Source organism: Litoreibacter ponti (assembly GCF_003054285.1).
In the GTDB taxonomy this organism is placed as follows: Bacteria; Pseudomonadota; Alphaproteobacteria; order Rhodobacterales; family Rhodobacteraceae; genus Litoreibacter; species Litoreibacter ponti.
The window spans coordinates 1,809,594-1,828,746 of the sequence record NZ_QBKS01000001.1; the positions used below are offsets into that span (position 1 = coordinate 1,809,594).

The 19,153-nt window shown below is 64.6% G+C and carries 21 protein-coding genes; 10 read left to right on the forward strand and 11 right to left on the reverse strand.

The genetic code is table 11. From position 1 onward, the window contains the following. The first annotated feature begins 1 nt into the window (after position 1). Genes odhB through lpdA form a run of 7 tightly spaced genes read left to right on the forward strand, consistent with a single transcriptional unit; the run spans position 2 to position 5,319 of the window. Positions 2 to 1,558: a 2-oxoglutarate dehydrogenase complex dihydrolipoyllysine-residue succinyltransferase gene (gene odhB, locus C8N43_RS09130; RefSeq protein ID WP_107845303.1), complete on the forward strand. Its 1,557-nt coding sequence runs from the start codon at positions 2 to 4 to the stop codon at positions 1,556 to 1,558. 6 nt (positions 1,559 to 1,564) lie between these two features. Then, positions 1,565 to 2,275, forward strand: a complete 711-nt coding sequence (locus tag C8N43_RS09135; RefSeq protein WP_107845304.1) for a hypothetical protein — start codon at positions 1,565 to 1,567, stop codon at positions 2,273 to 2,275. Next, on the forward strand, positions 2,272 to 2,790 hold the full coding sequence (locus C8N43_RS09140) for an MAPEG family protein (RefSeq protein ID WP_107846308.1): 519 nt from the start codon (positions 2,272 to 2,274) through the stop codon (positions 2,788 to 2,790). The genes C8N43_RS09135 and C8N43_RS09140 overlap by 4 nt, the downstream gene beginning before the upstream one ends. 1 nt (position 2,791) lies before the next feature. Continuing rightward, a complete protein-coding gene (locus C8N43_RS09145) occupies positions 2,792 to 3,184 on the forward strand; it encodes a cupin domain-containing protein (RefSeq protein WP_158269953.1) in 393 nt (130 codons plus the stop codon). Next, on the forward strand, positions 3,181 to 3,570 hold the full coding sequence (locus C8N43_RS09150) for an MAPEG family protein (RefSeq protein ID WP_107845306.1): 390 nt from the start codon (positions 3,181 to 3,183) through the stop codon (positions 3,568 to 3,570). Before C8N43_RS09145 ends, C8N43_RS09150 begins: the two co-directional genes overlap by 4 nt. Then, a complete protein-coding gene (locus C8N43_RS09155) occupies positions 3,567 to 3,944 on the forward strand; it encodes a hypothetical protein (RefSeq protein ID WP_107845307.1) in 378 nt (125 codons plus the stop codon). The genes C8N43_RS09150 and C8N43_RS09155 overlap by 4 nt, the downstream gene beginning before the upstream one ends. Beyond that, positions 3,931 to 5,319 carry a dihydrolipoyl dehydrogenase gene (lpdA, locus tag C8N43_RS09160; protein ID WP_107845308.1) on the forward strand — a complete coding sequence of 463 codons (1,389 nt, stop codon included), beginning with the start codon at positions 3,931 to 3,933 and terminating at the stop codon, positions 5,317 to 5,319. The genes C8N43_RS09155 and lpdA overlap by 14 nt, the downstream gene beginning before the upstream one ends. A gap of 332 nt (positions 5,320 to 5,651) precedes the next feature. Here the strand turns inward: lpdA and C8N43_RS09165 are convergent, their stop codons facing one another. Then, the gene (locus C8N43_RS09165) at positions 5,652 to 6,386 is read right to left on the reverse strand and encodes an SDR family NAD(P)-dependent oxidoreductase (protein ID WP_107845309.1); all 735 of its coding nucleotides are present in this window, start codon (positions 6,384 to 6,386) and stop codon (positions 5,652 to 5,654) included. Between the two features lie 121 nt (positions 6,387 to 6,507). Here C8N43_RS09165 and argB point away from each other — a divergent pair, with 121 nt between their 5' ends. From argB to C8N43_RS19595, 3 genes are read left to right on the forward strand one after another with little or no spacing between them, the layout of a single operon-like run. After that, positions 6,508 to 7,377, forward strand: a complete 870-nt coding sequence (argB, locus tag C8N43_RS09170) for an acetylglutamate kinase (RefSeq protein WP_107845310.1) — start codon at positions 6,508 to 6,510, stop codon at positions 7,375 to 7,377. 3 nt (positions 7,378 to 7,380) lie between these two features. Then, positions 7,381 to 8,043, forward strand: a complete 663-nt coding sequence (locus C8N43_RS09175) for a ferredoxin (protein ID WP_107845311.1) — start codon at positions 7,381 to 7,383, stop codon at positions 8,041 to 8,043. After that, positions 8,040 to 8,552: a SixA phosphatase family protein gene (locus tag C8N43_RS19595; protein WP_158269954.1), complete on the forward strand. Its 513-nt coding sequence runs from the start codon at positions 8,040 to 8,042 to the stop codon at positions 8,550 to 8,552. Before C8N43_RS09175 ends, C8N43_RS19595 begins: the two co-directional genes overlap by 4 nt. 73 nt (positions 8,553 to 8,625) lie before the next feature. Here C8N43_RS19595 and C8N43_RS09185 read toward each other — a convergent pair whose 3' ends face one another. From C8N43_RS09185 to C8N43_RS09230, 10 genes are all read right to left on the reverse strand, one after another. After that, positions 8,626 to 9,393 (reverse strand): amino acid ABC transporter ATP-binding protein, encoded by a 768-nt coding sequence (locus tag C8N43_RS09185; protein ID WP_107845312.1) that lies wholly within the window; start codon positions 9,391 to 9,393, stop codon positions 8,626 to 8,628. 13 nt (positions 9,394 to 9,406) lie between these two features. Beyond that, positions 9,407 to 10,963 (reverse strand): amino acid ABC transporter permease, encoded by a 1,557-nt coding sequence (locus tag C8N43_RS19810; protein WP_245912960.1) that lies wholly within the window; start codon positions 10,961 to 10,963, stop codon positions 9,407 to 9,409. Position 10,964: 1 nt separating this feature from the next. Further along, complete coding sequence (locus tag C8N43_RS09195) at positions 10,965 to 12,182, reverse strand: amino acid ABC transporter permease (RefSeq protein WP_107845313.1); 1,218 nt, start codon at positions 12,180 to 12,182, stop codon at positions 10,965 to 10,967. Positions 12,183 to 12,340: 158 nt separating this feature from the next. Continuing rightward, positions 12,341 to 13,357 carry an amino acid ABC transporter substrate-binding protein gene (locus tag C8N43_RS09200; protein WP_107845314.1) on the reverse strand — a complete coding sequence of 339 codons (1,017 nt, stop codon included), beginning with the start codon at positions 13,355 to 13,357 and terminating at the stop codon, positions 12,341 to 12,343. Between the two features lie 253 nt (positions 13,358 to 13,610). Continuing rightward, complete coding sequence (locus C8N43_RS09205; protein ID WP_107845315.1) at positions 13,611 to 14,318, reverse strand: ATP12 family chaperone protein; 708 nt, start codon at positions 14,316 to 14,318, stop codon at positions 13,611 to 13,613. Then, positions 14,315 to 14,989 (reverse strand): HAD-IA family hydrolase, encoded by a 675-nt coding sequence (locus C8N43_RS09210; RefSeq protein ID WP_107845316.1) that lies wholly within the window; start codon positions 14,987 to 14,989, stop codon positions 14,315 to 14,317. Before C8N43_RS09210 ends, C8N43_RS09205 begins: the two co-directional genes overlap by 4 nt. Next, a complete protein-coding gene (locus C8N43_RS09215) occupies positions 14,977 to 16,035 on the reverse strand; it encodes an RluA family pseudouridine synthase (protein ID WP_107845317.1) in 1,059 nt (352 codons plus the stop codon). Before C8N43_RS09215 ends, C8N43_RS09210 begins: the two co-directional genes overlap by 13 nt. Continuing rightward, the gene (gene crcB, locus C8N43_RS09220; RefSeq protein WP_107845318.1) at positions 16,032 to 16,409 is read right to left on the reverse strand and encodes a fluoride efflux transporter CrcB; all 378 of its coding nucleotides are present in this window, start codon (positions 16,407 to 16,409) and stop codon (positions 16,032 to 16,034) included. The genes C8N43_RS09215 and crcB overlap by 4 nt, the downstream gene beginning before the upstream one ends. 31 nt (positions 16,410 to 16,440) lie before the next feature. Further along, a complete protein-coding gene (locus tag C8N43_RS09225) occupies positions 16,441 to 17,745 on the reverse strand; it encodes a replication-associated recombination protein A (protein ID WP_107845319.1) in 1,305 nt (434 codons plus the stop codon). Further along, complete coding sequence (locus C8N43_RS09230; RefSeq protein ID WP_107846310.1) at positions 17,745 to 19,127, reverse strand: trypsin-like peptidase domain-containing protein; 1,383 nt, start codon at positions 19,125 to 19,127, stop codon at positions 17,745 to 17,747. Before C8N43_RS09230 ends, C8N43_RS09225 begins: the two co-directional genes overlap by 1 nt. Between the last annotated feature and the right edge of the window lie 26 nt (positions 19,128 to 19,153).

The following is a 19,153-nucleotide window of genomic DNA, read 5'->3' on the forward strand; positions in this document are numbered from 1 at the left end:
TATGTCTGAGATTCGCGTCCCCACCCTTGGCGAGAGCGTCACCGAGGCCACCGTCGCCACCTGGTTCAAGAAACCCGGCGACACCGTCGCGGTGGACGAGATGCTGTGCGAGCTGGAAACCGACAAGGTCACGGTCGAGGTCCCCTCGCCCGTCGCAGGCACCCTGTCCGAGATCGTAGCCCAGGAAGGCGAGACTGTCGGCGTCGACGCCCTGCTGGCTCAGGTCAGCGAAGGCGACGCTGGCTCTGACGCTGCCCCCAAGGCCAAGGAAAGCGCCAAGGAAGAAGAGGCCCCCGCCGCCTCGCCCCGCGAAGAAGACCCCGCCCACACCGCAGGCGGTGACACGGGCGGCGGCGACAGCATCGACGTCATGGTGCCCACCCTGGGCGAAAGCGTGACCGAGGCGACCGTATCCACATGGTTTAAACAGGTGGGCGACAGCGTTGCCGCCGACGAGATGCTGTGCGAGCTGGAAACCGACAAGGTCTCCGTCGAGGTGCCCGCCCCAGCCGCAGGCGTGCTGACCGAGATCACCGCAGCCGAAGGCACCACCGTCGATGCCTCCGCCAAGCTGGCCGTTCTGTCGTCTTCCGGCGGCGCTGCCGCCTCCGCTCCGGCGTCCGAGGCCGCGCCTGCGCCCGCTGCCGCGCAGTCGGGCTCCGGCTCCGGCAAGGACGTAGAAAACGCGCCGTCGGCCAACAAGATCATGGCAGAGAAGGGCATCGATCCTGCAACTGTTCAGGGCTCCGGCCGCGACGGGCGCATCATGAAGGAAGACGTCATGAAAGCTGTCGCAGCGCCCGCCGCCCCGGCCCCTGCGGCCCAGGCCCCGCGCGCGCCGGTCTCCGCGGATGATGCCTCACGCGAGGAGCGGGTGAAGATGACCCGCCTGCGCCAGACCATCGCGCGCCGCCTGAAGGACAGCCAGAACACCGCCGCAATGCTGACGACCTATAACGAGGTCGACATGACCGAGGTCATGGCGCTGCGCAACGAGTACAAGGACCTATTTTTGAAGAAGCACGGCGTGAAGCTCGGCTTCATGTCTTTCTTCACCAAGGCCTGCTGCCATGCGCTCAAAGAGGTCCCCGAGGTCAACGCCGAGATCGACGGCACCGACATCGTCTACAAGAACTACGTGCACATGGGCATCGCCGCAGGCACGCCCACAGGGCTTGTGGTCCCGGTGATCCGTGACGCCGACGCGATGAGCTTCGCCGCCATCGAGAAGGCCATCGCCGAGAAGGGCGCCCGCGCCCGCGACGGCAAGCTGTCCATGGCCGAGATGCAGGGCGGCTCCTTCACGATCTCCAACGGCGGTGTCTACGGCTCGCTGATGAGCTCCCCCATCCTGAACCCGCCTCAGTCGGGTATCCTTGGCATGCACAAGATCCAGGACCGCCCCATGGCCATCGGCGGCGAGGTGGTGATCCGCCCGATGATGTACCTCGCGCTCAGCTACGACCACCGCATCGTCGACGGCAAAGGCGCCGTGACGTTCTTGGTCCGTGTGAAAGAGGCGTTGGAGGATCCGCGCCGGTTGTTGATGGATTTGTGATCCCTAATGACACATTCGGATAACGATCATATCCAATGGGTATTGCGCCCAGATCCGCAATTGAAATCCGGGCTCCCGGGGGCGGCGCATGTCATGCGCACAAACCTTGAAGCAGAGGGGATCTCGGTCACGCCCTTGAGGTGGGTGTTTGCCGCGGGTGCAATCAGTTCACTCGGCATCATCTGGATGGCAGTAGAACTTTTGATCGGACCTCCATACAGCTTCCTTAAGCTTCTGGTGCTCTCTGCCCCTTGGCTGGCTGTATATTATCTTCTGGGCGGCGACCTGGCGCTTAAGAAAATTCCCATTAGAGACTGGATGAAAGGGGTCGCAACGCTTGTGGCCGCGATCATTCTCGCAACGATGTGGTTCGCGGCACGGTCCCATTTTTTTGATGCCGCAGCTCTATTCGCTATCCTTATCGGCGGATCGCACGTGATTGCCTATACCCTAGCCTTCCTGGATCGGGATTTTTCCCGCGCGGCCGAAGTCATAAGGACAATCCAGACAAAATTGGACCAAGAGAAGCGAAGCCGAGGTTTTCGAGACTGCTACGATACAATTCTCTACATTGGCACGTTCGACGCAGTCTTGCGCCACGCTGACACCGCCGAAGATGCAATTCGCACACAGCTCGCCCGAATGCCCTATTTGAACCAATCCGGCCTCCAAGACGCGCGGCGGTATTTTGAAATGAAAGCGGGCGCCTCAACATGACCCCCGACCTCATCGCCCTCGCCCTCGCGGGCCTTCTGCAAGTCATCCAGTTCGGCATCATGTCGGTCGCCTGCAACCTAGACGTTGGGCCAGGGAAGACGATGTCGGCGCGGGATCAGTCGCGGCTCGGCGGGTCGCTTGAGGATCAGCTGTCGGACAAACCCGCACGTCTGTTCCCGGCATTCGAAAACCATTTCGAAGGGCTGATCATGTTTACCCTCGTGGTGATCGTGGTTGAGCTGTCGGGCCAGAACACCGCCTTCACCGCCGCTTGCGCCTGGACCTATCTCTGCGCCCGCATTCTCTATGTCCCCGCCCATTATTTCGGACTGCGTCCTTGGCGCTCTCTGGCGTGGACCGTCGGCTTTTCGCCACCATCCTGCTCTTCTTCATGCGCCTGTGATGCACGGCTCGCACGCTCCTTCGGCTCGCGCCGCAACGCAGTCACTGGCCCGTATGGAACCGTCGCCGGGGGCCATGCGCTGTCCCTTCGATCAAATTCGAATGGAGACTGACATGAAACCGCTTCCCGTCCATGTGCCCGTCGATGGCCCCGCGCCAGAGCATTGGAACGACGCCACCAAGGGCTCCGTGATGTTTCGCACTCTGGTCGATGGCAGCCACGGCCCCACAGCGGGGCTGGTCCAAGGCATCGCCACCATCGCGCCGGGGCAGACCGAGGCACCGCATCACCACGACATCGCCGAGACCGCCTATGTGCTGGGTGGCACCGGCAGCGTGACCCTTGGGGATCGCACGCTTGAAATCCGCCCCGGTGACAGCGTCTACATCCCGCCCCAATGCCGTCATGCCTGGACCGCGTCCGACAGCGACCAGCTGCGCTTTCTCTATACCTTTCCGGCCGACCGTTTCGACGACGTGAGCTACCATTTCGAGCGCGCGGCATGACCACCGAACTCTATATCCTGACCCTCGCGGCCCTGCTGCAGGTGGTCCAGTTCTGCCTCTACTCGGTCACGGCCAACCTGCAGGTCGGCCCCAGGACCGCCATCGGCCCGCGCGACAAGAAGATCGAGCTGACCGGCACCGCCGGCCGCCTCCAGCGCGCCATGAACAACCATTTCGAGGGGCTGATCCTGTTCACCATCGCCGTGGTCGTGGTGACCCTGTCAGATCAATCCAGCCCTCTGACGCGGACCTGCGCCCACGTGTACCTGATCGCGCGCATCCTCTACGTCCCCGCCTATGTGCAAGGCCTCGCGCCTTGGCGCAGCGTGATCTGGCTGGCGGGCTTCGGGTCCACCGTCCTGATGCTGATCGCGGCGCTGGTATGAGCTGGCCGCACTTCAGCACCGTAACCTATTGGGGGCTCGCCGCGATCTTCGTGGTGGGCGTGATCTTGGCCACCGGCAGCGCCTTTGCCGAGACGAGCCCGACCCACTGGCGCTTCCCGCTCTGGTGGCTGGCGCTGGCGGGCACGCATCTGGCGCGCCTGCCCGTGGTGCCGCTGATCTGGCTCGCCTTCCTGTTCGACGCCGCCGACGGCTTCATGCTGTTTCTCTACGCCGCACAGCCCGGCGCGGACCCGTTCAGCCTGCTGGTCGTTCTCTCCCCCCTGATCATCCTCGCGCTCACCGTGTTCATCTGGTGGCGCGGCCAGTATTCCCGTCTGTCACGCTCCAAAGGAGATCCCCATGTCCAGCTATGACGTCATCATCATCGGCTCCGGCCCCGGCGGCTATGTCTGTGCCATCCGCTGCGCCCAGCTTGGCCTGAAGACCGCCTGTGTCGAAGGGCGCGAGACCCTCGGCGGCACCTGCCTGAACGTCGGCTGCATCCCGTCCAAGGCGCTGCTGCATGCCAGCCACCAGCTGCACGAGGCCGAGCACAACTTCGCCAAGATGGGCCTGAAGGGCAAAGCGCCCTCCGTCGACTGGAAGCAGATGCTCGCCTACAAGGACGACGTGATCGGGGCCAACACCTCCGGCATCGAATTCCTGTTCAAGAAGAACAAGGTGGACTGGATCAAGGGCTGGGCCAGCATCCCCGAGGCGGGCAAGGTCAAGGTCGGCGACGACGTGCACGAGGCCAAGACCATCGTGATCGCCTCGGGCTCCGACGTGGCCACCCTGCCGGGCGTCGAGATCGACGAGAAGGTGGTCGTCTCCTCCACCGGCGCGCTGGAGCTGGGCAAGATTCCAAACAAGATGATCGTGATCGGCGCGGGTGTCATCGGGCTGGAGCTCGGCTCGGTCTACAAGCGCCTCGGGGCCGAGGTGAAGGTCATCGAGTTCCTCGACACGATCACGCCGGGCATGGATGCCGAGGTGCAGCGCCAGTTCCAAAAGATCCTCACCAAGCAGGGCCTCGAGTTCCAGCTCGGCGCCGCGGTGCAGAGCGTCGAGGTCAAGAACAACAAGGCCAAGGTGACCTACAAACTGCGCAAGGATGACAGCGCGCATACCGAGGATGCCGATATCGTGCTCGTGGCCACGGGCCGCAAGCCCTACACCGACGGGCTGGGCCTCGACGCGCTCGGCGTCGAGATGGAAGACCGCGGCCAGATCAAGACCGACGGTCATTGGCAGACCAATATCCCCGGCATCTACGCCATCGGCGACGCCATCACCGGACCGATGCTCGCCCACAAGGCCGAGGACGAAGGCATGGGCGTCGCGGAGGTCATCGCCGGCCAGAAGGGCCACGTGAATTACAACGTGATCCCGGGCGTGATCTACACACACCCCGAGGTCGCCAATGTCGGCCAGACGGAAGAGCAGCTGAAGGAGGCGGGCCGCACCTACAAGGCTGGCAAATTCTCTTTCATGGGCAATGGCCGCGCCAAGGCGAACCATGCCGCCGACGGCTTCGTCAAGATCCTTGCCGACAAGGACACAGACCGCATCCTGGGCGCGCATATCATCGGCCCAATGGCGGGGGACCTGATCCACGAGATCTGCGTCGCAATGGAATTCGGCGCCGCGGCCGAAGACCTCGCCCGCACCTGCCACGCCCACCCGACCTACTCAGAGGCGGTGCGCGAGGCGGCGTTGGCCTGCGGTGACGGGCCGATCCACAGCTAGACCACCGTACGGTGGCATAAGACGAGGTTAGCCCGCCTCGCGTAAAACCCGCCCCCGGACGTCCAGCCGCCCCGGCCTAACCAACCAGGGCACAAAACCTGTGTAGATCAGGTGGGAAACCACCGCCTGACGCATATGCACCGAGGCCCGGGGAGGTAAACTCCGGTGATCTCACATCTTATACGTGACGAAACGGACCAAACGCCCCTTTCTTTGTTCCAAAAATACGGCGGGGTGTGGGGCAGCTCCCCACGACCGGTGAGGTCTGGAGAGGCAGCGCCTCTCCAGCGGATCGACGGGCCGACAGGCCCGGCGAGCCATGGGCATGCGCGTCAGACGTGCTGCGCGCCGTTCACCTCGATCTCCGTGCCGGAAATGTAGCTGCTCTGATCGGAGCATAAAAAGAAGATCGCAGCGGCCACTTCCTCGGGTTGCCCGAGCCGTTGCATCGGCAGTTTCTCCACGATCTTGTCGGTTCCCGGTGACAGGATCGCCGTTTCCACCTCCCCCGGCGCAATCGCGTTGACCCGGACCCCGAGCGGTCCGAAATCATGGGCCATCTCGCGCGTCAGGGCCGCCAGGGCGGCTTTCGAAGTCGAGTAGGCCGCGCCCGCGAACGGGTGCACCCGGCTCCCCGCGATCGACGTCACGTTGACCACCGACCCTTTCGCCGCCTGCAGCTCAGCCCGCAACCCGCGGGCCAGCACGACGGAAGCGAAAAAATTAACATGGAACACATGCCCCCAGGTGCGCAGATCGGTGTCGAGCGTGTTCAACCGCGCGCCCCCCTCCCCCTTGGGTGAGATGCCCGCATTGTTGACCAGCGCATCAAGCCGCCCGCCAAGGCGCGCGCGAATAACCTCGATCGCCTCGATCGTGTTCTTCGGATCCGCCAGATCAATCTCGATATGGTTCTCCGCCCCGCCGCCCCAGGGGCATTCCTTTGGGAACGGGTGGCGCGAGCAGGTCATCACCCGCCAGCCTTCGGCGCTGAAACGCTGCACGGTGGCGTGGCCGATGCCGCGGCTCGCGCCTGTCAAAAGCAGGGTCTTGCGGGGCTCGCTCATGGTGGCTCTCCTTCGCGCCCACCTTAGGCCCGCCCGCGCGCCCACGGCAATCGCTCATCTCGCTTGAGCGCCCGCGCGGCAGGGGCTACAACCCCGCGAACGCCCCAATGCCAGACAGACAATGAAAAAGCAGACCGCCATGGACAAGAACTGGTTCGAGACCGCAGAAACCCTGTCCGCGGCGCTTCCCTATCTGCAGCGCTACGATGGGGCCATCGTGGTGATCAAGCTCGGCGGGCACGCCATGGGCAGCGATGATGCGATGGACCTGTTCGCCCGCGACATCGTGCTGATGCAGCAGGTGGGCATCAACCCGGTGATCGTGCATGGCGGTGGGCCGATGATCAACGACATGCTGGCCCGCCTCGGCGTGGACTCGCACTTCGTCGACGGCAAGCGGGTTACCGATGCGGCCACGGTCGAGGTGGTCGAGATGGTGCTGTCGGGCGTCGTCAACAAGCGCATCGTGCAGGCCATAAACCGCCAGGGCGGGCGCGGTGTGGGCCTGTCCGGCAAGGACGCAAGCCTCATCCGCTGCGAGCCCAGCCACCCGGATCTGGGCTTTGTCGGCGAGCCGGTCGAGATGCGGCCCGAGGTCCTGCACACCCTGTTCGAGGCGGGCATGATCCCCGTCATCGCCCCCTTGGGCTTCGGCGCCGAGGGCGAGACATTCAACATCAACGGCGACACCGCCGCAGGCGCCGTGGCCGCGGCGTTGAAGGCCGACCGCCTCCTGCTTCTGACCGATGTCGCGGGCGTCAAGGACCAATCAGGTGAGGTCGTGACCGAGCTGACCGCGTCCGCCATCCGTAAGCTGACGCAAGAGGGCGTCATCGCCGGCGGCATGATCCCCAAGACAGAGACCGCGCTGGCCGCGCTCGACGGTGGCGTGCGCGCGGCGGTCATCCTCGACGGTCGCGCGCCCAATGCCTGCCTGCTGGAGCTGTTCACGCCCCACGGCGCGGGCTCCATGATCCGGCAAGACAGCTAGGCGATGACGCTCGACGCGGTGCGCTCTGCGGCCCGGGCCGTCCATCTCGACACACTCGGCGCGTTCCACCCCGATGCCGATGACATGGCCCCGGAGGGCACCGGCACGCTTGTCCTGCTCGGCCCGTGCGAGCCCGGCTTCTGGGCGCAGTTCATCGCCAGCCCGGAATGGCGCGATGGTGCGCCCGATCCGATGGACCGCTGGTCGCGCCGGGTGATCGGCGCGCTGGCGGAGCAGCTCGGTGCCACGCCTCTCTATCCGTTCGGCGGCCCGCCCTATCAGCCATTCTTTCGTTGGGCCCTCCGCTCGGGCGAGGCCTGGGCCTCCCCCGTCTCCCTGCTCGTCCATGCGCGGGCCGGGTTGATGGTCAGCTATCGCGGTGCGCTGGCCCTGCCGGACCGGCTCGACCTGCCCTCGCCGCCCGCGACCCCCTGCGACACCTGCGCGGACCAGCCCTGCCTGACCGCCTGCCCCTCCGGCGCGCTCACGGGGGCAGGCTACGACGTGCCGCGCTGCCACGCCTATCTCGACACGCCCGCGGGCGCAGAGCAGCGCGCGAAGGGCTGCACCGTGCGCCGCGCTTGCCCGATCTCCCAAAGCTATGGCAGGGTAGAGGCTCAGTCGGCCTATCACATGTCGATGTTCCACAAAGGGAGCTCCGCTTGAAACTCATCCTCACCCGCCACGCCAAGTCCAGCTGGGACGATCTCAGCCTCGATGATCATGACCGCCCTCTCAACGAGCGCGGACGCGCGGCGGCGACACGGATGGGGGGATGGATCAGCGGCAGGCGGCACACGCCCGCCCATGTGCTGTGCTCGACCGCGGAGCGGGCGCAGGAGACCTGCGCGCTGATGTGCGAGCAGATGGACCCCACGCCACAGGTGATCCACACGCCCGAGCTTTACCACGCCTCTCCCGACACGATCCTGGCGCAGATCAAGCGCGCGCCTGCGGGGGATTTGATGGTCGTGGGCCACAATCCTGGCATGTGTGAGATGGCGCGTATGATCGTCGATGTGCCGCCGAACCATGACCGTTTCGCGGTCTACCCGACAACTGCCACCCTGATCGCGGAGTTCAGCGGCGACAGCTGGGCCGACCTGTCCTTCGGCACGGCCCGGGTGATCCAGTTCATCGTGCCGCGGGAGCTGAAAGAGCTGCAGACCGCCTGACGTTCACCACACCCGGACAGCAAAAAGGCCCCGGATGCGCCCGGGGCCTTTTCGTTTTCGTCGAGACGCTGTCTCAGTGGCCGAGGATCTGGCTCAGGAACAGCTTGGTCCGGTCGCTCTTGGGGTTGTTGAAGAACTCCTCGGGCTCGTTCTGCTCCACGATCTGGCCCGCATCCATGAAGATCACGCGGTTGGCCACCTGACGGGCGAAGCCCATCTCGTGGGTCACGCAAAGCATGGTCATGCCCTCTTCGGCCAGCTCGATCATGGTGTCGAGCACCTCTTTGATCATCTCCGGGTCAAGGGCCGAGGTCGGCTCGTCGAACAGCATGATCCGCGGCTTCATGCACAGCGAGCGCGCGATGGCCACACGCTGCTGCTGGCCGCCCGACAGCTGGCCGGGGTACTTGTCGGCCTGCTCCGGGATCTTCACCTTGGCGAGGAAGTGCATCGCCACCTCTTCGGCCTCTTTCTTCGGGGTCTTGCGGACCCAGATCGGCGCCAGCGTGCAGTTCTCGAGGATCGTCAGATGCGGGAACAGGTTGAAGTGCTGGAAGCACATGCCAACCTCGGACCGGATCTTGTCGATGTTCTTCAGGTCCGACGACAGCACCGTGCCATCCACCACGATCTTGCCCGCCTGGTGTTCCTCCAGCGCGTTGATGCAGCGGATCAGGGTGGACTTGCCAGAGCCGGACGGCCCGCAGATCACGATCCGCTCGCCACGCTGCACCGTCAGGTCGATGTCGCGCAGCACGTGGAAGGTGCCGTACCACTTGTTCATGTTGGTGATCTCGATGGCGACTTCGTCCGAGACCGTCATTTGGGCTTGTTGGTTCATTGTTCAGGTCTCCTTAGCGGTGGCTGGTGTTGAGCTGACGCTCAAGCCACTGGGAATATTGCGAGATCGAGTAGCAGACGACGAAGAAGACCAGCGCTGCGAAGAGGTAGACCTCCCAGTAGATGCTGATCCAGTCGGTGGACTGCTGAATGGGGCCGCGGATCATGCCGACGATGTCGAACATCGAGATCACGGACACCAGCGTGGTGTCCTTGAACAGGCCCACGGCCACGTTGACGATGCCCGGGATCGAGATCTTCAGCGCCTGCGGCAGGATGATCAGACGGGTCGCCTGGGTGTAGTTCAGCCCCAGACTGTCCGCCGCCTCGTACTGGCCCTTCGGCAGGGCGGCGAGGCCACCCCGGATCACCTCGGCGATATAGGCCGAGGAGAACATGGTGATCATGATGATCACCCGCAGGATCAGGTCAAAGTTGCTTTCCGGCGGCATGAAGTAGGCCAGCATCACGTTTGCCACAAACAGCAGCGTGATCAGCGGCACCCCGCGGATGAACTCGATGAAGACCACGCAGACGCCCTTGATCAGCGGCATGTTGGACTGACGGCCCAGCGCCAGAATGATGCCCAGCGGGATCGACAGCGACACGCAGACCACACCCAGGATCATGCACAGCATGTAGCCGCCCATGTCGCGCGAGGGCACCGCCTGCAGCTCGATCGGAATGATCGAGTTCAGCGTGCCCGACACCGGCCCAAGCAGGTAGGCCAGCATGACGTAGATCGCGGCCAGCGAGGTCACGATGGTGACCAGCCCGCCATCCTCGGCGTCGTTGTAGATCGCGTAGCCCACGAAGATGCCCATCGGGATGAACATCGCGTAGGTGAACACCGACAGCGCCATGAACAGCGTGCTGGAGATCAGCGTCAGGATCGTGGCATTGCCGATGGAGCCCGCGATGAACCACAGCTCTTGCGCGCCGGTGAACAGCAGATAGGCCAGCCCGGCACCTGCCCCGGCCCCCACGACCGCCGCCAGAATGGTGCGGGCGCCGACATCGAGGCTTTCGACGAACTTGAAGATCATCCCCGTGACGATGATCGCGGCCAGAATGGTCAGCGGCACCCAAAGCGAGCCGCCCCAGATCAGCCAGAAGGCCAGGAAGGGATAAAGCGCGGTCAGGATCAGCATTTTGCGCGGAAAGACCTTGCTGAACAGCACCGGCGCAATCGCCACCAGCATCACCAGGAAGGCCACCAGCGGGCGCCAATAGGCGTCAGCGGGGTATTTGAAGCCGAACATCAGGTGGTCCCAGCGGTCGACGAGCACGGCAAAGCACGCGCCGGTCTCCGCGCCGGACGCCGTGACCTTGTCGCGGCATTCCCGGATCGAGCCCGCGTCCCAGACCCCGTTGGCAAACCACGGGAAGGCTCCCATGAAGATCTTGTAGATGAAGTAGAGCGCCAACAGCGTCATGATCGTGTTGAACGGCCCCGAGAACAGGTTCTCCCGCACCCACTTCACGGCGCCCGCCTGACTGGCAGGGGGCGGCGCGGGTGGGATTTCAGTCTCGCGGACGAAGGCGACAGTCTGTGCGTGTGTATCTGACATCTTAGCGCTCCTGCAGCTTCATGCGCTCGTTGAAGATGTTCATGAAGAACGAGATCAACAGCGAGATCGTAAGGTAGAACAACATCAGCAACAGCACCGTCTCGATGGCGCGGCCCGTCTGCAGCAGCGTGATGCCGCCCAGCGTGCCCGTGACGTCCATGTAGCCCACCGCGATGGCGAGCGAGGAGTTCTTGGTGATGTTGAGATATTGCGAGATCAGCGGCGGGATGATGACCCGCAGCGCCTGCGGCAGAACCACTAGCGACATGATGCGGTTGGGGCGTAGCCCCAGCGCGCCCGCGGCCTCTGTCTGGCCCTTGGAGATCGCTAGGATACCCGCCCGCACGTTCTCTGCGATGAAGGCTCCGGTGTAGATCGCCAACGCGAACCACAGCGCGATCAGTGAGCCGAGGATCGTGATACCGCCGCGGAAGTTGAAGCCCTGAAGCGACGGGTAGTCCAGTGAGATCGGCGAGCCCAGCACAAGCTGCGCAAGGATCGCGGGGATGAAGAACAGCCCGACCGAGGGCCAGAAGGTCGGGATCAGGCGACCATGGTCAAACAGCTGTTTGCGCGCGTAGCGGCGGAACAGGAAAATGCCCACGATCGAGGCCAGGAACACACCCAGCACCAGCAAAGAGCCCTCGCCCCAGACCGGCTTCGGGATGTAGACGCCCCGGTTCGTGACCGCGATCGTGTCGAACAGCCACATCGACGCCGCGGGATCATCGCCGCGGAAGTCCCTCGGCGCAGGGGCGGTGTTGATCATGATCGAGAAGATGATCAGGATCCAGATCAGCACCGGCACGTTGCGGAAGATCTCGACATAGAAACTCATCAGTTTGCTGACGATCCAGTTGTTCGACAGGCGCAGCACGCCCGCAATCACCCCAATGATCGTCGCGGTGATACAGGCCAGGAAGGCCACGATCAGCGTGTTGAGCAGGCCCACAAGCGCCGCGCGCCCATGGGTCGATTGCGAGGTGTACTCAATCGGGCGCTGGTTGATGTCATAGCCCGCCTGGCTGCCCAGAAACTCGTAGCTGATGTTCAGGCCAGCGGCGGCGAGGTTGCGTACCAGGTTGCCACCCACAAAGGCCATGAAGGCGATGATGGCCACGAGGGCGATGAATTGGAAGGTGAGCGATCGGTAGCGCGTATCGTTCAACAGCATAGAGAGCCGGAACGACTCCGTGTGCGGATCGGCTAGTGTCGTCATCTTGGACGTTCCCTGTCTTGGCCGGCGCGATTTATGATGCACCTCGTTTTCGGGTGCGGGAGCTGCCAGCTCTTTTGTCGTGGTGGCCCAGAGTGCGGGCCGGGTCGTCTAGATAGGAAAAGGGCGCGGTATGACCGCGCCCTTGACCTTGTATGTGTTTACCGGAACGGCGGGGAGTAGATCAGGCCGCCATCGGTCCACTGAGCGTTCAGGCCGCGGGCCAGACCGATCGGGGTGGCTGCGCCGATGTTCTTCTCGAACACTTCGCCGTAGTTGCCAGCAACGCCCAGGGCGTTCTTGGCCCAATCAGCTTCCAGACCCAGCATCGCGCCAAGGTCACCTTCGGTGCCCAGCAGACGGTTGATTTCCGGGTTGTCGGAGCCAGCGGACAGCTCTTCCAGGTTCACGGAGGTCACGCCAAGCTCTTCGGCGGTGATCATCGCGTTCAGGGTCCAACGAACGATGTCAGCCCATTCGTTGTCGCCGTGACGCACCAGCGGGCCCAGCGGCTCTTTGGAGACGATCTCGGGCAGCAGCACGTGAGCCGACGGATCTTCGAAGTTGGCACGCTGAGCGGCCAGAGCGGATGCGTCCGTGGTGTACACGTCACATGCGCCAGCCAGATACTGCTGAACGGCTTCTGCGCCGGTCTCGATCGGAACGGGCTCGTAGCTGATGTTGTTGGAGCGGAAGAAGTCCGCCAGGTTCAGCTCGGTGGTGGTGCCGGTCTGGATGCAGACGGTTGCGCCGTCCAGATCCTTGGCCGATGCCACGCCTAGCTCCTTGGGAACCATGAAGCCTTGACCGTCATAGTAGTTCACGCCGGTGAATTCGAACTTCAGGTCGACGTCACGGGAGAAGGTCCAGGTGGTGTTACGGGCCAGCATGTCGATCTCGCCGGAGGCCAGAGCGGTGAAGCGGGTCTTGCCGGTGGTCGGCACGAACTCAACGGCATTGCCGTCACCCAGCACGGCTGCAGCCACGGCGCGGCACACAGCCACGTCGAAACCTTGCCACACGCCGGATGCGTCGGGCTCAGCGAAGCCAGGCACGCCGGTGGTCACGCCACAGTTCAGCTTGCCGCGCGACTTCACTTCGTCAAGCGTGGCAGCTTGAACGCCGCCAGCGATGACGCCAGCTACGGTCAGGGCGCCAAGAAAAACGGATTTTTTCATATTTACCTCTTCCTGATGGTCCGCCCCGTATTTTGTCGGGGCAGTTTGTTCCGACCGAGTGAAGGTCGGGGGCGATAAGTTGAGGGTGATGGTTCTCCCCCTCAGTGAGCGTGAATAAGGCCAAATCAACGCTTTCGCGTCAAGGCAATATCGGGGGTTGACCCTCGGTAAACAAAGGCATTTTCAGCCCATCCGGCCAGGTTTTTGCGTTTTGGTTAACAATGCGCCTGCAAAACCGCCGAAAACTGCGCCGTTAGGCACAAAGTTGAAAGAAACGTGCGGCTTGCAGCAGGTCGCGCCGCTTGATTTCGGCCTGCGCCGCGGCCTCTTCGTCCTCGCCCCACTGGCTGATCTGCCATTCCTCGTCGATTCGGCTCAAATCCCACGCCTCCTGGGCCTCCAGCCGCTCGCGCGTAACCGCAAGCCCCAGGACCAGCGAACCGGAGATCGCAACAAGGTCATGCACCGCCGTCAAGGCGAACGGGTCGAAGCGCTCGACATGGCCATGCAAAGCCGCAAGGCTTTGGGGCGGCTGCGGCTCATGCATCACGCCGACCCGCAGTTGCAGCGGCGCGCCCAGCTCCGTGGCGCTCCAGTCGACCAGCGGGTCCCAGCCCTCCGCCTGCGCGGCCACGAGCCCCTCGGGGCTGTCGGCGCGGTAGCAGATCAGGTCGCTGTCGCCGTAGTCGGCGAGCATTTGGGCCACCTCCGCGTGTTGCACCGCCACCTTGTCGAGCGCCGCGTTGCACGCGCGGGTCACCGGCATCGACAGCGGGTCGATCTTGTCCTCCTGCGCGGCCCATTCTTCGGCTATCGCTTCGGCCATGGCGCGGGTCGGGACCACGACCGGAGTTTTCAGCGGCGAGCGCACGCCGCGCCCGTCCAGATGCACGGTGTAGCCCGCATCGGCCTCAATCACGTCGGTCTTTTCCCAAAAGCGCTTCGCCGCCCACTCGCTCATGCGCGTGTCTCCCACATCTGCTGCAGCGCGCCGTCGAGCGCCGCGTAGTCGTCAATAATCATGTCCGCATGGGGCCGCAGCGACGCCGTGTCGTGATAGCCCCACGCCACCCCGATGGTGCCGATCCCGGCGCTGCGCCCCATCTCCAGATCAAAGGTCGTGTCACCGAGGATCACCGCCTGATGCGGCTCGGTCCCGGTGTCCGCCAAGCAGGTCTCGATCATCGACGGGTGTGGCTTGGACGGATGGTTGTCGGCCACCTGCACGGTCTGGAACAACCGCTCCAGCCGGTAGGTCCGCAGAATGCGGTCCATGCCGCGCCGCGATTTGCCCGTGGCGATGCCCAGCAGCACCTCATCCTGCTCGGCCAGCTGCTGCACAGCCTGCAAAGCGCCGGGGAAGAACGTCGTCTCCGGCCGTGCTTCCGCCTCGCTGCGGAACGCTTCGGAATAGGCCAGCACCAAGGCGCGCTGCGCGGCGTCAGACGCACCCGGCGCAAGCCGCGCCATGGCAACCGGCAGCGACAGCCCAATGATGCCGCGCACCGCGTCCGGGTCCGGCTGGGGAAGATCGCAGGCCTCGAACGCGACGGCCATCGCCCACTTTATGTTGGCGAGACTGTCGACCAGAGTGCCGTCCACATCAAAGATGACGAGCTTCAGCTCCCCCATTGCTCATCCGCGTCAAAGGGATCGTTCGGCACGTCCCGCTCGGTCCAGCCCATAAAATCCCACGAGGTCTGCATATGCGGCGGCAGCGGCGCATCAATCCGCAGCATTTTACCCGTGACCGGGTGTTCGAACTCGATGGAGCGCGCATGCAGGTGCAGCTTCTTGGAGATTTCCGCCCCCAGCTCCGCGCCCCAGCCGTCGCCCATATTTTCCTGACCTGAGCCGCCATATTTGCCGTCCCCCACTATCGGGTGACCCATCTCGGCCATATGCGCGCGCAGCTGGTGCGTGCGCCCGGTGATCGGCACCAGCGCCATCCAGGCGGCGCGCTGGCCCAGAAAGCACAGCGTGGCGTAGTCGGTCTGGGCGCGTTTCGCGCCTTCGGTCGTCGCAACCTCGCGCGGGTGCACGCAATGCATCTTCTCGCCTTCGCCGCCCTTGCCGTGGCCCGGCGCTTTCACCAGCCCGTATTTGATCGTGCCGATCTTCGGGTACGGCACGCCAGCCACCAGCGCCCAGTACATCTTGCGGGTGCCGTGGTGGCGGAAGGCGGCGGTCAGCGCGCTGGCCATCGCAGGCGTACGCGCCAGCACCAACACGCCGGACGTGTCCTTGTCGAGCCGGTGCACCAGCTTCGGCGTGTCATGGCGGTCAAAGCTCAACGCGGCGGTCATCCCGTCCACGTGGCGCGAGGTCTTCGAGCCCCCCTGCACCGCCAGCCCCGACGGCTTGTTGAGCGCGATGATATGGTCGTCCTTGTAGATCACGCAGTCGCGGATCATCTGCGCATCGGCCTTGGAGACATGTACGATCTTGGGCTGCGCCGCGACCTCTTCCTCGGTCGGCAGGGGCGGGATGCGCACCTCCTGGCCCGGACCCACGCGGGTATTCGACTTCACCCGGGCGCCGTCGACGCGGATTTCACCCTTGCGGCACATCTTCTCGATGCGGCCCTGCTGCACATGGGGAAACTGGCGGCGGAACCAGCGGTCCAGCCGCTGCTCGGCCTCATCGGGGCCCACTTTCAGGGTTTGAACTCGGCTCATGCGAAGGCTCCTCTGGCCAGCATCACGCCGGCGATCAGCCCGGCAATCGACAACACCACCGAGGCCAGCACGTAGATCGCCGCCGCCCCCGTCTGACCGCGCTCGAACAGCGTAAACGCCTCCAATGAGAAGGCCGAGAACGTCGTGAACCCGCCCAGCAGCCCCGTCATCACGAAGGGGCTAAGATGGGTGTTGGCCGTCTTCGCGGCGAAGACCACGAACAGCCCCATCACGAAGCTGCCGACGATGTTCACCGTCAGGATCGCATAGGGAAAGCCCGGGCCGGTCAGCCTGAAAATGCCGACCCCCGCCAGGAACCGCAGCGCGGCCCCGATAGCCCCGCCGAGGGCGACTTGAAGCGTGGTGTAAATCATGGCCGCTGTCTCTGCCCGCGGGGGCGAAGAGTCAAGTTTGCCGTTGCGCGCGCAGCTTGGCGAAGTAGTCGACGCGCTTTTTCAGCTCGCGCTCGAAGCCGCGCTCGACCGGCGTGTAGTAGACCCCGCGCTTCATCCCGTCGGGGAAGTAGTTCTGCCCCGAAAAGCCGCCCTCTGCGTCGTGGTCATAGGAGTAGCCGTCGCCATAGCCCTGATCCTTCATCAGCGAGGTGGGCGCGTTCAGGATGTGCTTTGGCGGCGGCTCCGACCCGGTTTGCTTGGCGGCCTTCATCGCCGCCTTGTAGCCCACATAGGCCCCGTTCGATTTCGGCGCGAGCGCGAGGTAGATCACCGCTTGCGCCAGCGCCAGCTCGCCTTCGGGCGAGCCGAGCCGCTCGTAGGTCTCCCACGCATCAAGGCAGACGCGGTGGGCATGGGTGTCAGCCAGCCCGATATCTTCGACCGCCATGCGGGTGATGCGGCGGGCCAGATAGCGCGGGTCCTCGCCCCCCGTCAGCATCCGCGCAAACCAGTAGAGCGACGCATCTGGGTCCGAGCCGCGCACGGACTTATGCAGCGCCGAGATCAGATTGTAATGGCTGTCGCCGGACTTGTCGTATTGCGCGGCGCGGCGCATCAGCCGCTTGCCGAGCGCTTCGGTGTTCAGCTTGCCCTCGACACTCCACGCGCCGACTTGCTCGATCAGGTTCAAAAGCGCCCGCCCGTCGCCATCGGCCATCTCCAAAAGCGCGGCGCGCGCTTCCGGGTCCAGCGGCAGGGGTTTGCCCAGCTCCGTCTCCGCCCGCTGCGCGAGCCGCTCGAGGTCCGCGAGCGACAGTCGTTCCAGCACCAACACCTGCGCGCGGGACAGCACAGCGGCGTTCAGCTCAAAGGACGGGTTCTCGGTCGTGGCCCCCACCAGCAGGATCGTGCCGTCCTCCATATGCGGTAGGAACCCGTCCTGCTGCGCCTTGTTGAAACGGTGGATCTCGTCGACGAACAACAGGGTCCCCTGCCCGTTCTGCCGCCTGATCTTCGCCGCCTCGAACACTTTCTTCAGGTCCGGCACCCCGGTGAAGATCGCGCTGATCTGCACGAATTGCAGGTCCGTCTCATCCGCCAGCAGCCGCGCAATGGTCGTCTTACCGACACCCGGCGGCCCCCAGAAGATCAGCGACGACAGCGAGCCGGCGGCCAGCATCACGCCAAGCGGGCTGTCGGGGCCAAGCACTTGCTCCTGCCCAATGACCTCGCTCAGGGTTTTGGGGCGCAAGCGGTCGGCCAGCGGCTGGGTCTTGGCCGCAACCTTCGCGCCCGTGTCGAACAGGTCCGCCATCAGATGCGGAACCGGTAGGAGAAGCGCTGCCCGCCCCGCACGCCATCCACGCGCCAGCGGCGGGTGTTCATTGTGGCGGCGGTGGCGACGTCGCCCGTGCCTTCGATCTCAAGCCCGTTGATCTGGTCCAGAACATCGCCGACCCGCAGGCCGAGGCGGCGCAGCGGCCCGGTCAGGCGTGTGACCACAACGCCGGTGTCCATGGAGGTCGGCAGGCGCAGCTCTGACTGCACGGCGGGGTTGATGTTCGAGACGCCAAGCCCCGCCAGCGGCCCGTCTTCGATCACGCGCGCGTCGCGGGCGGGCGTGTCGGGGGCTTCGATCAGCGCAACCTCCGCCTGCTCGATCGTGCCGTCGGACAGGTACTCGACTGCGATCGTGTCGCCCACCGGGCGCACGGACATGCGAAACAGCATCTCGGCGGGCGAGTTCACCGCTTGCCCGTCGACGCTCAGCACAATGTCGCCCAGCGCCAGCCCGGCCTCGGCAAACGGGCTGACCGGATGCATGGACGAGATCACGACGCCCTCGGGCACCGTCAGGCCGAAGCCTTCGGCCAGTGAAAAGTCCACTGCCTGCCCGAAGATGCCCGCCCAAGGCTGCACGAAGCTGTCATTGCCCGCGCGGGCCTGTTCCACATAGCGCGCGACCAGATTGGCGGGGATCGCGAAGCCCACCCCGTTCGAGCCGCCCGAGCGGGTCAGGATCGAGGTCGGAACGCCAATGAGCTTGCCGTTCACATCCACCAGCGCGCCGCCGGAATTGCCCGGGTTGATCGCCGCATCGGTCTGCAGGAAGTAGCCGCGCGCATTGCCCGTGGCCGTACCAGACCGCGCAAGGCCGGAGATAATGCCGGATGTCACCGTCTGGCCGATGCCGAACGGGTTGCCGATGGCAAGGGCGAGCTCGCCCACCTCGACCTCGTCGCTGTCGCGGAAATCCAGATGCGGCAGGGGTGCGTCCGAGGTGATCTTCAGGATTGCGAGGTCCGAGTCCTCGTCGGCCAGCAGGATGTCCGCCTCGAACTCGCGGCGGTCGGTGAGCACCACGCGGATCTCGGTCGCCATGCCGACCACGTGGTAGTTGGAGACAACGATGCCGTCCTCCGACAGGATGACGCCGGAGCCCAGCGAGTTCTGCATCCGCGGGCGGGTCTGGAACAGGTCACGGAACATGTCCTGAAACATCGGGTTGCCGCGGAACGGGCTTTCGGCCTGCTGCACGACGCGGTTGGCGAAGATATTGACGACGGCGGGGGCGGCTTCTTTGACCAGCGGGGCGAAGCTGAGCGAAATCTCCGCCTGCGATTGCGGCACCTTGGTCTGCGCGGCCAGCGGCAGCGCCAGGGCAAGGCTGAGGATCAGGGATAGAAGAATACGCATAAAGGCCCCCATCGGCTGTGCCCGCT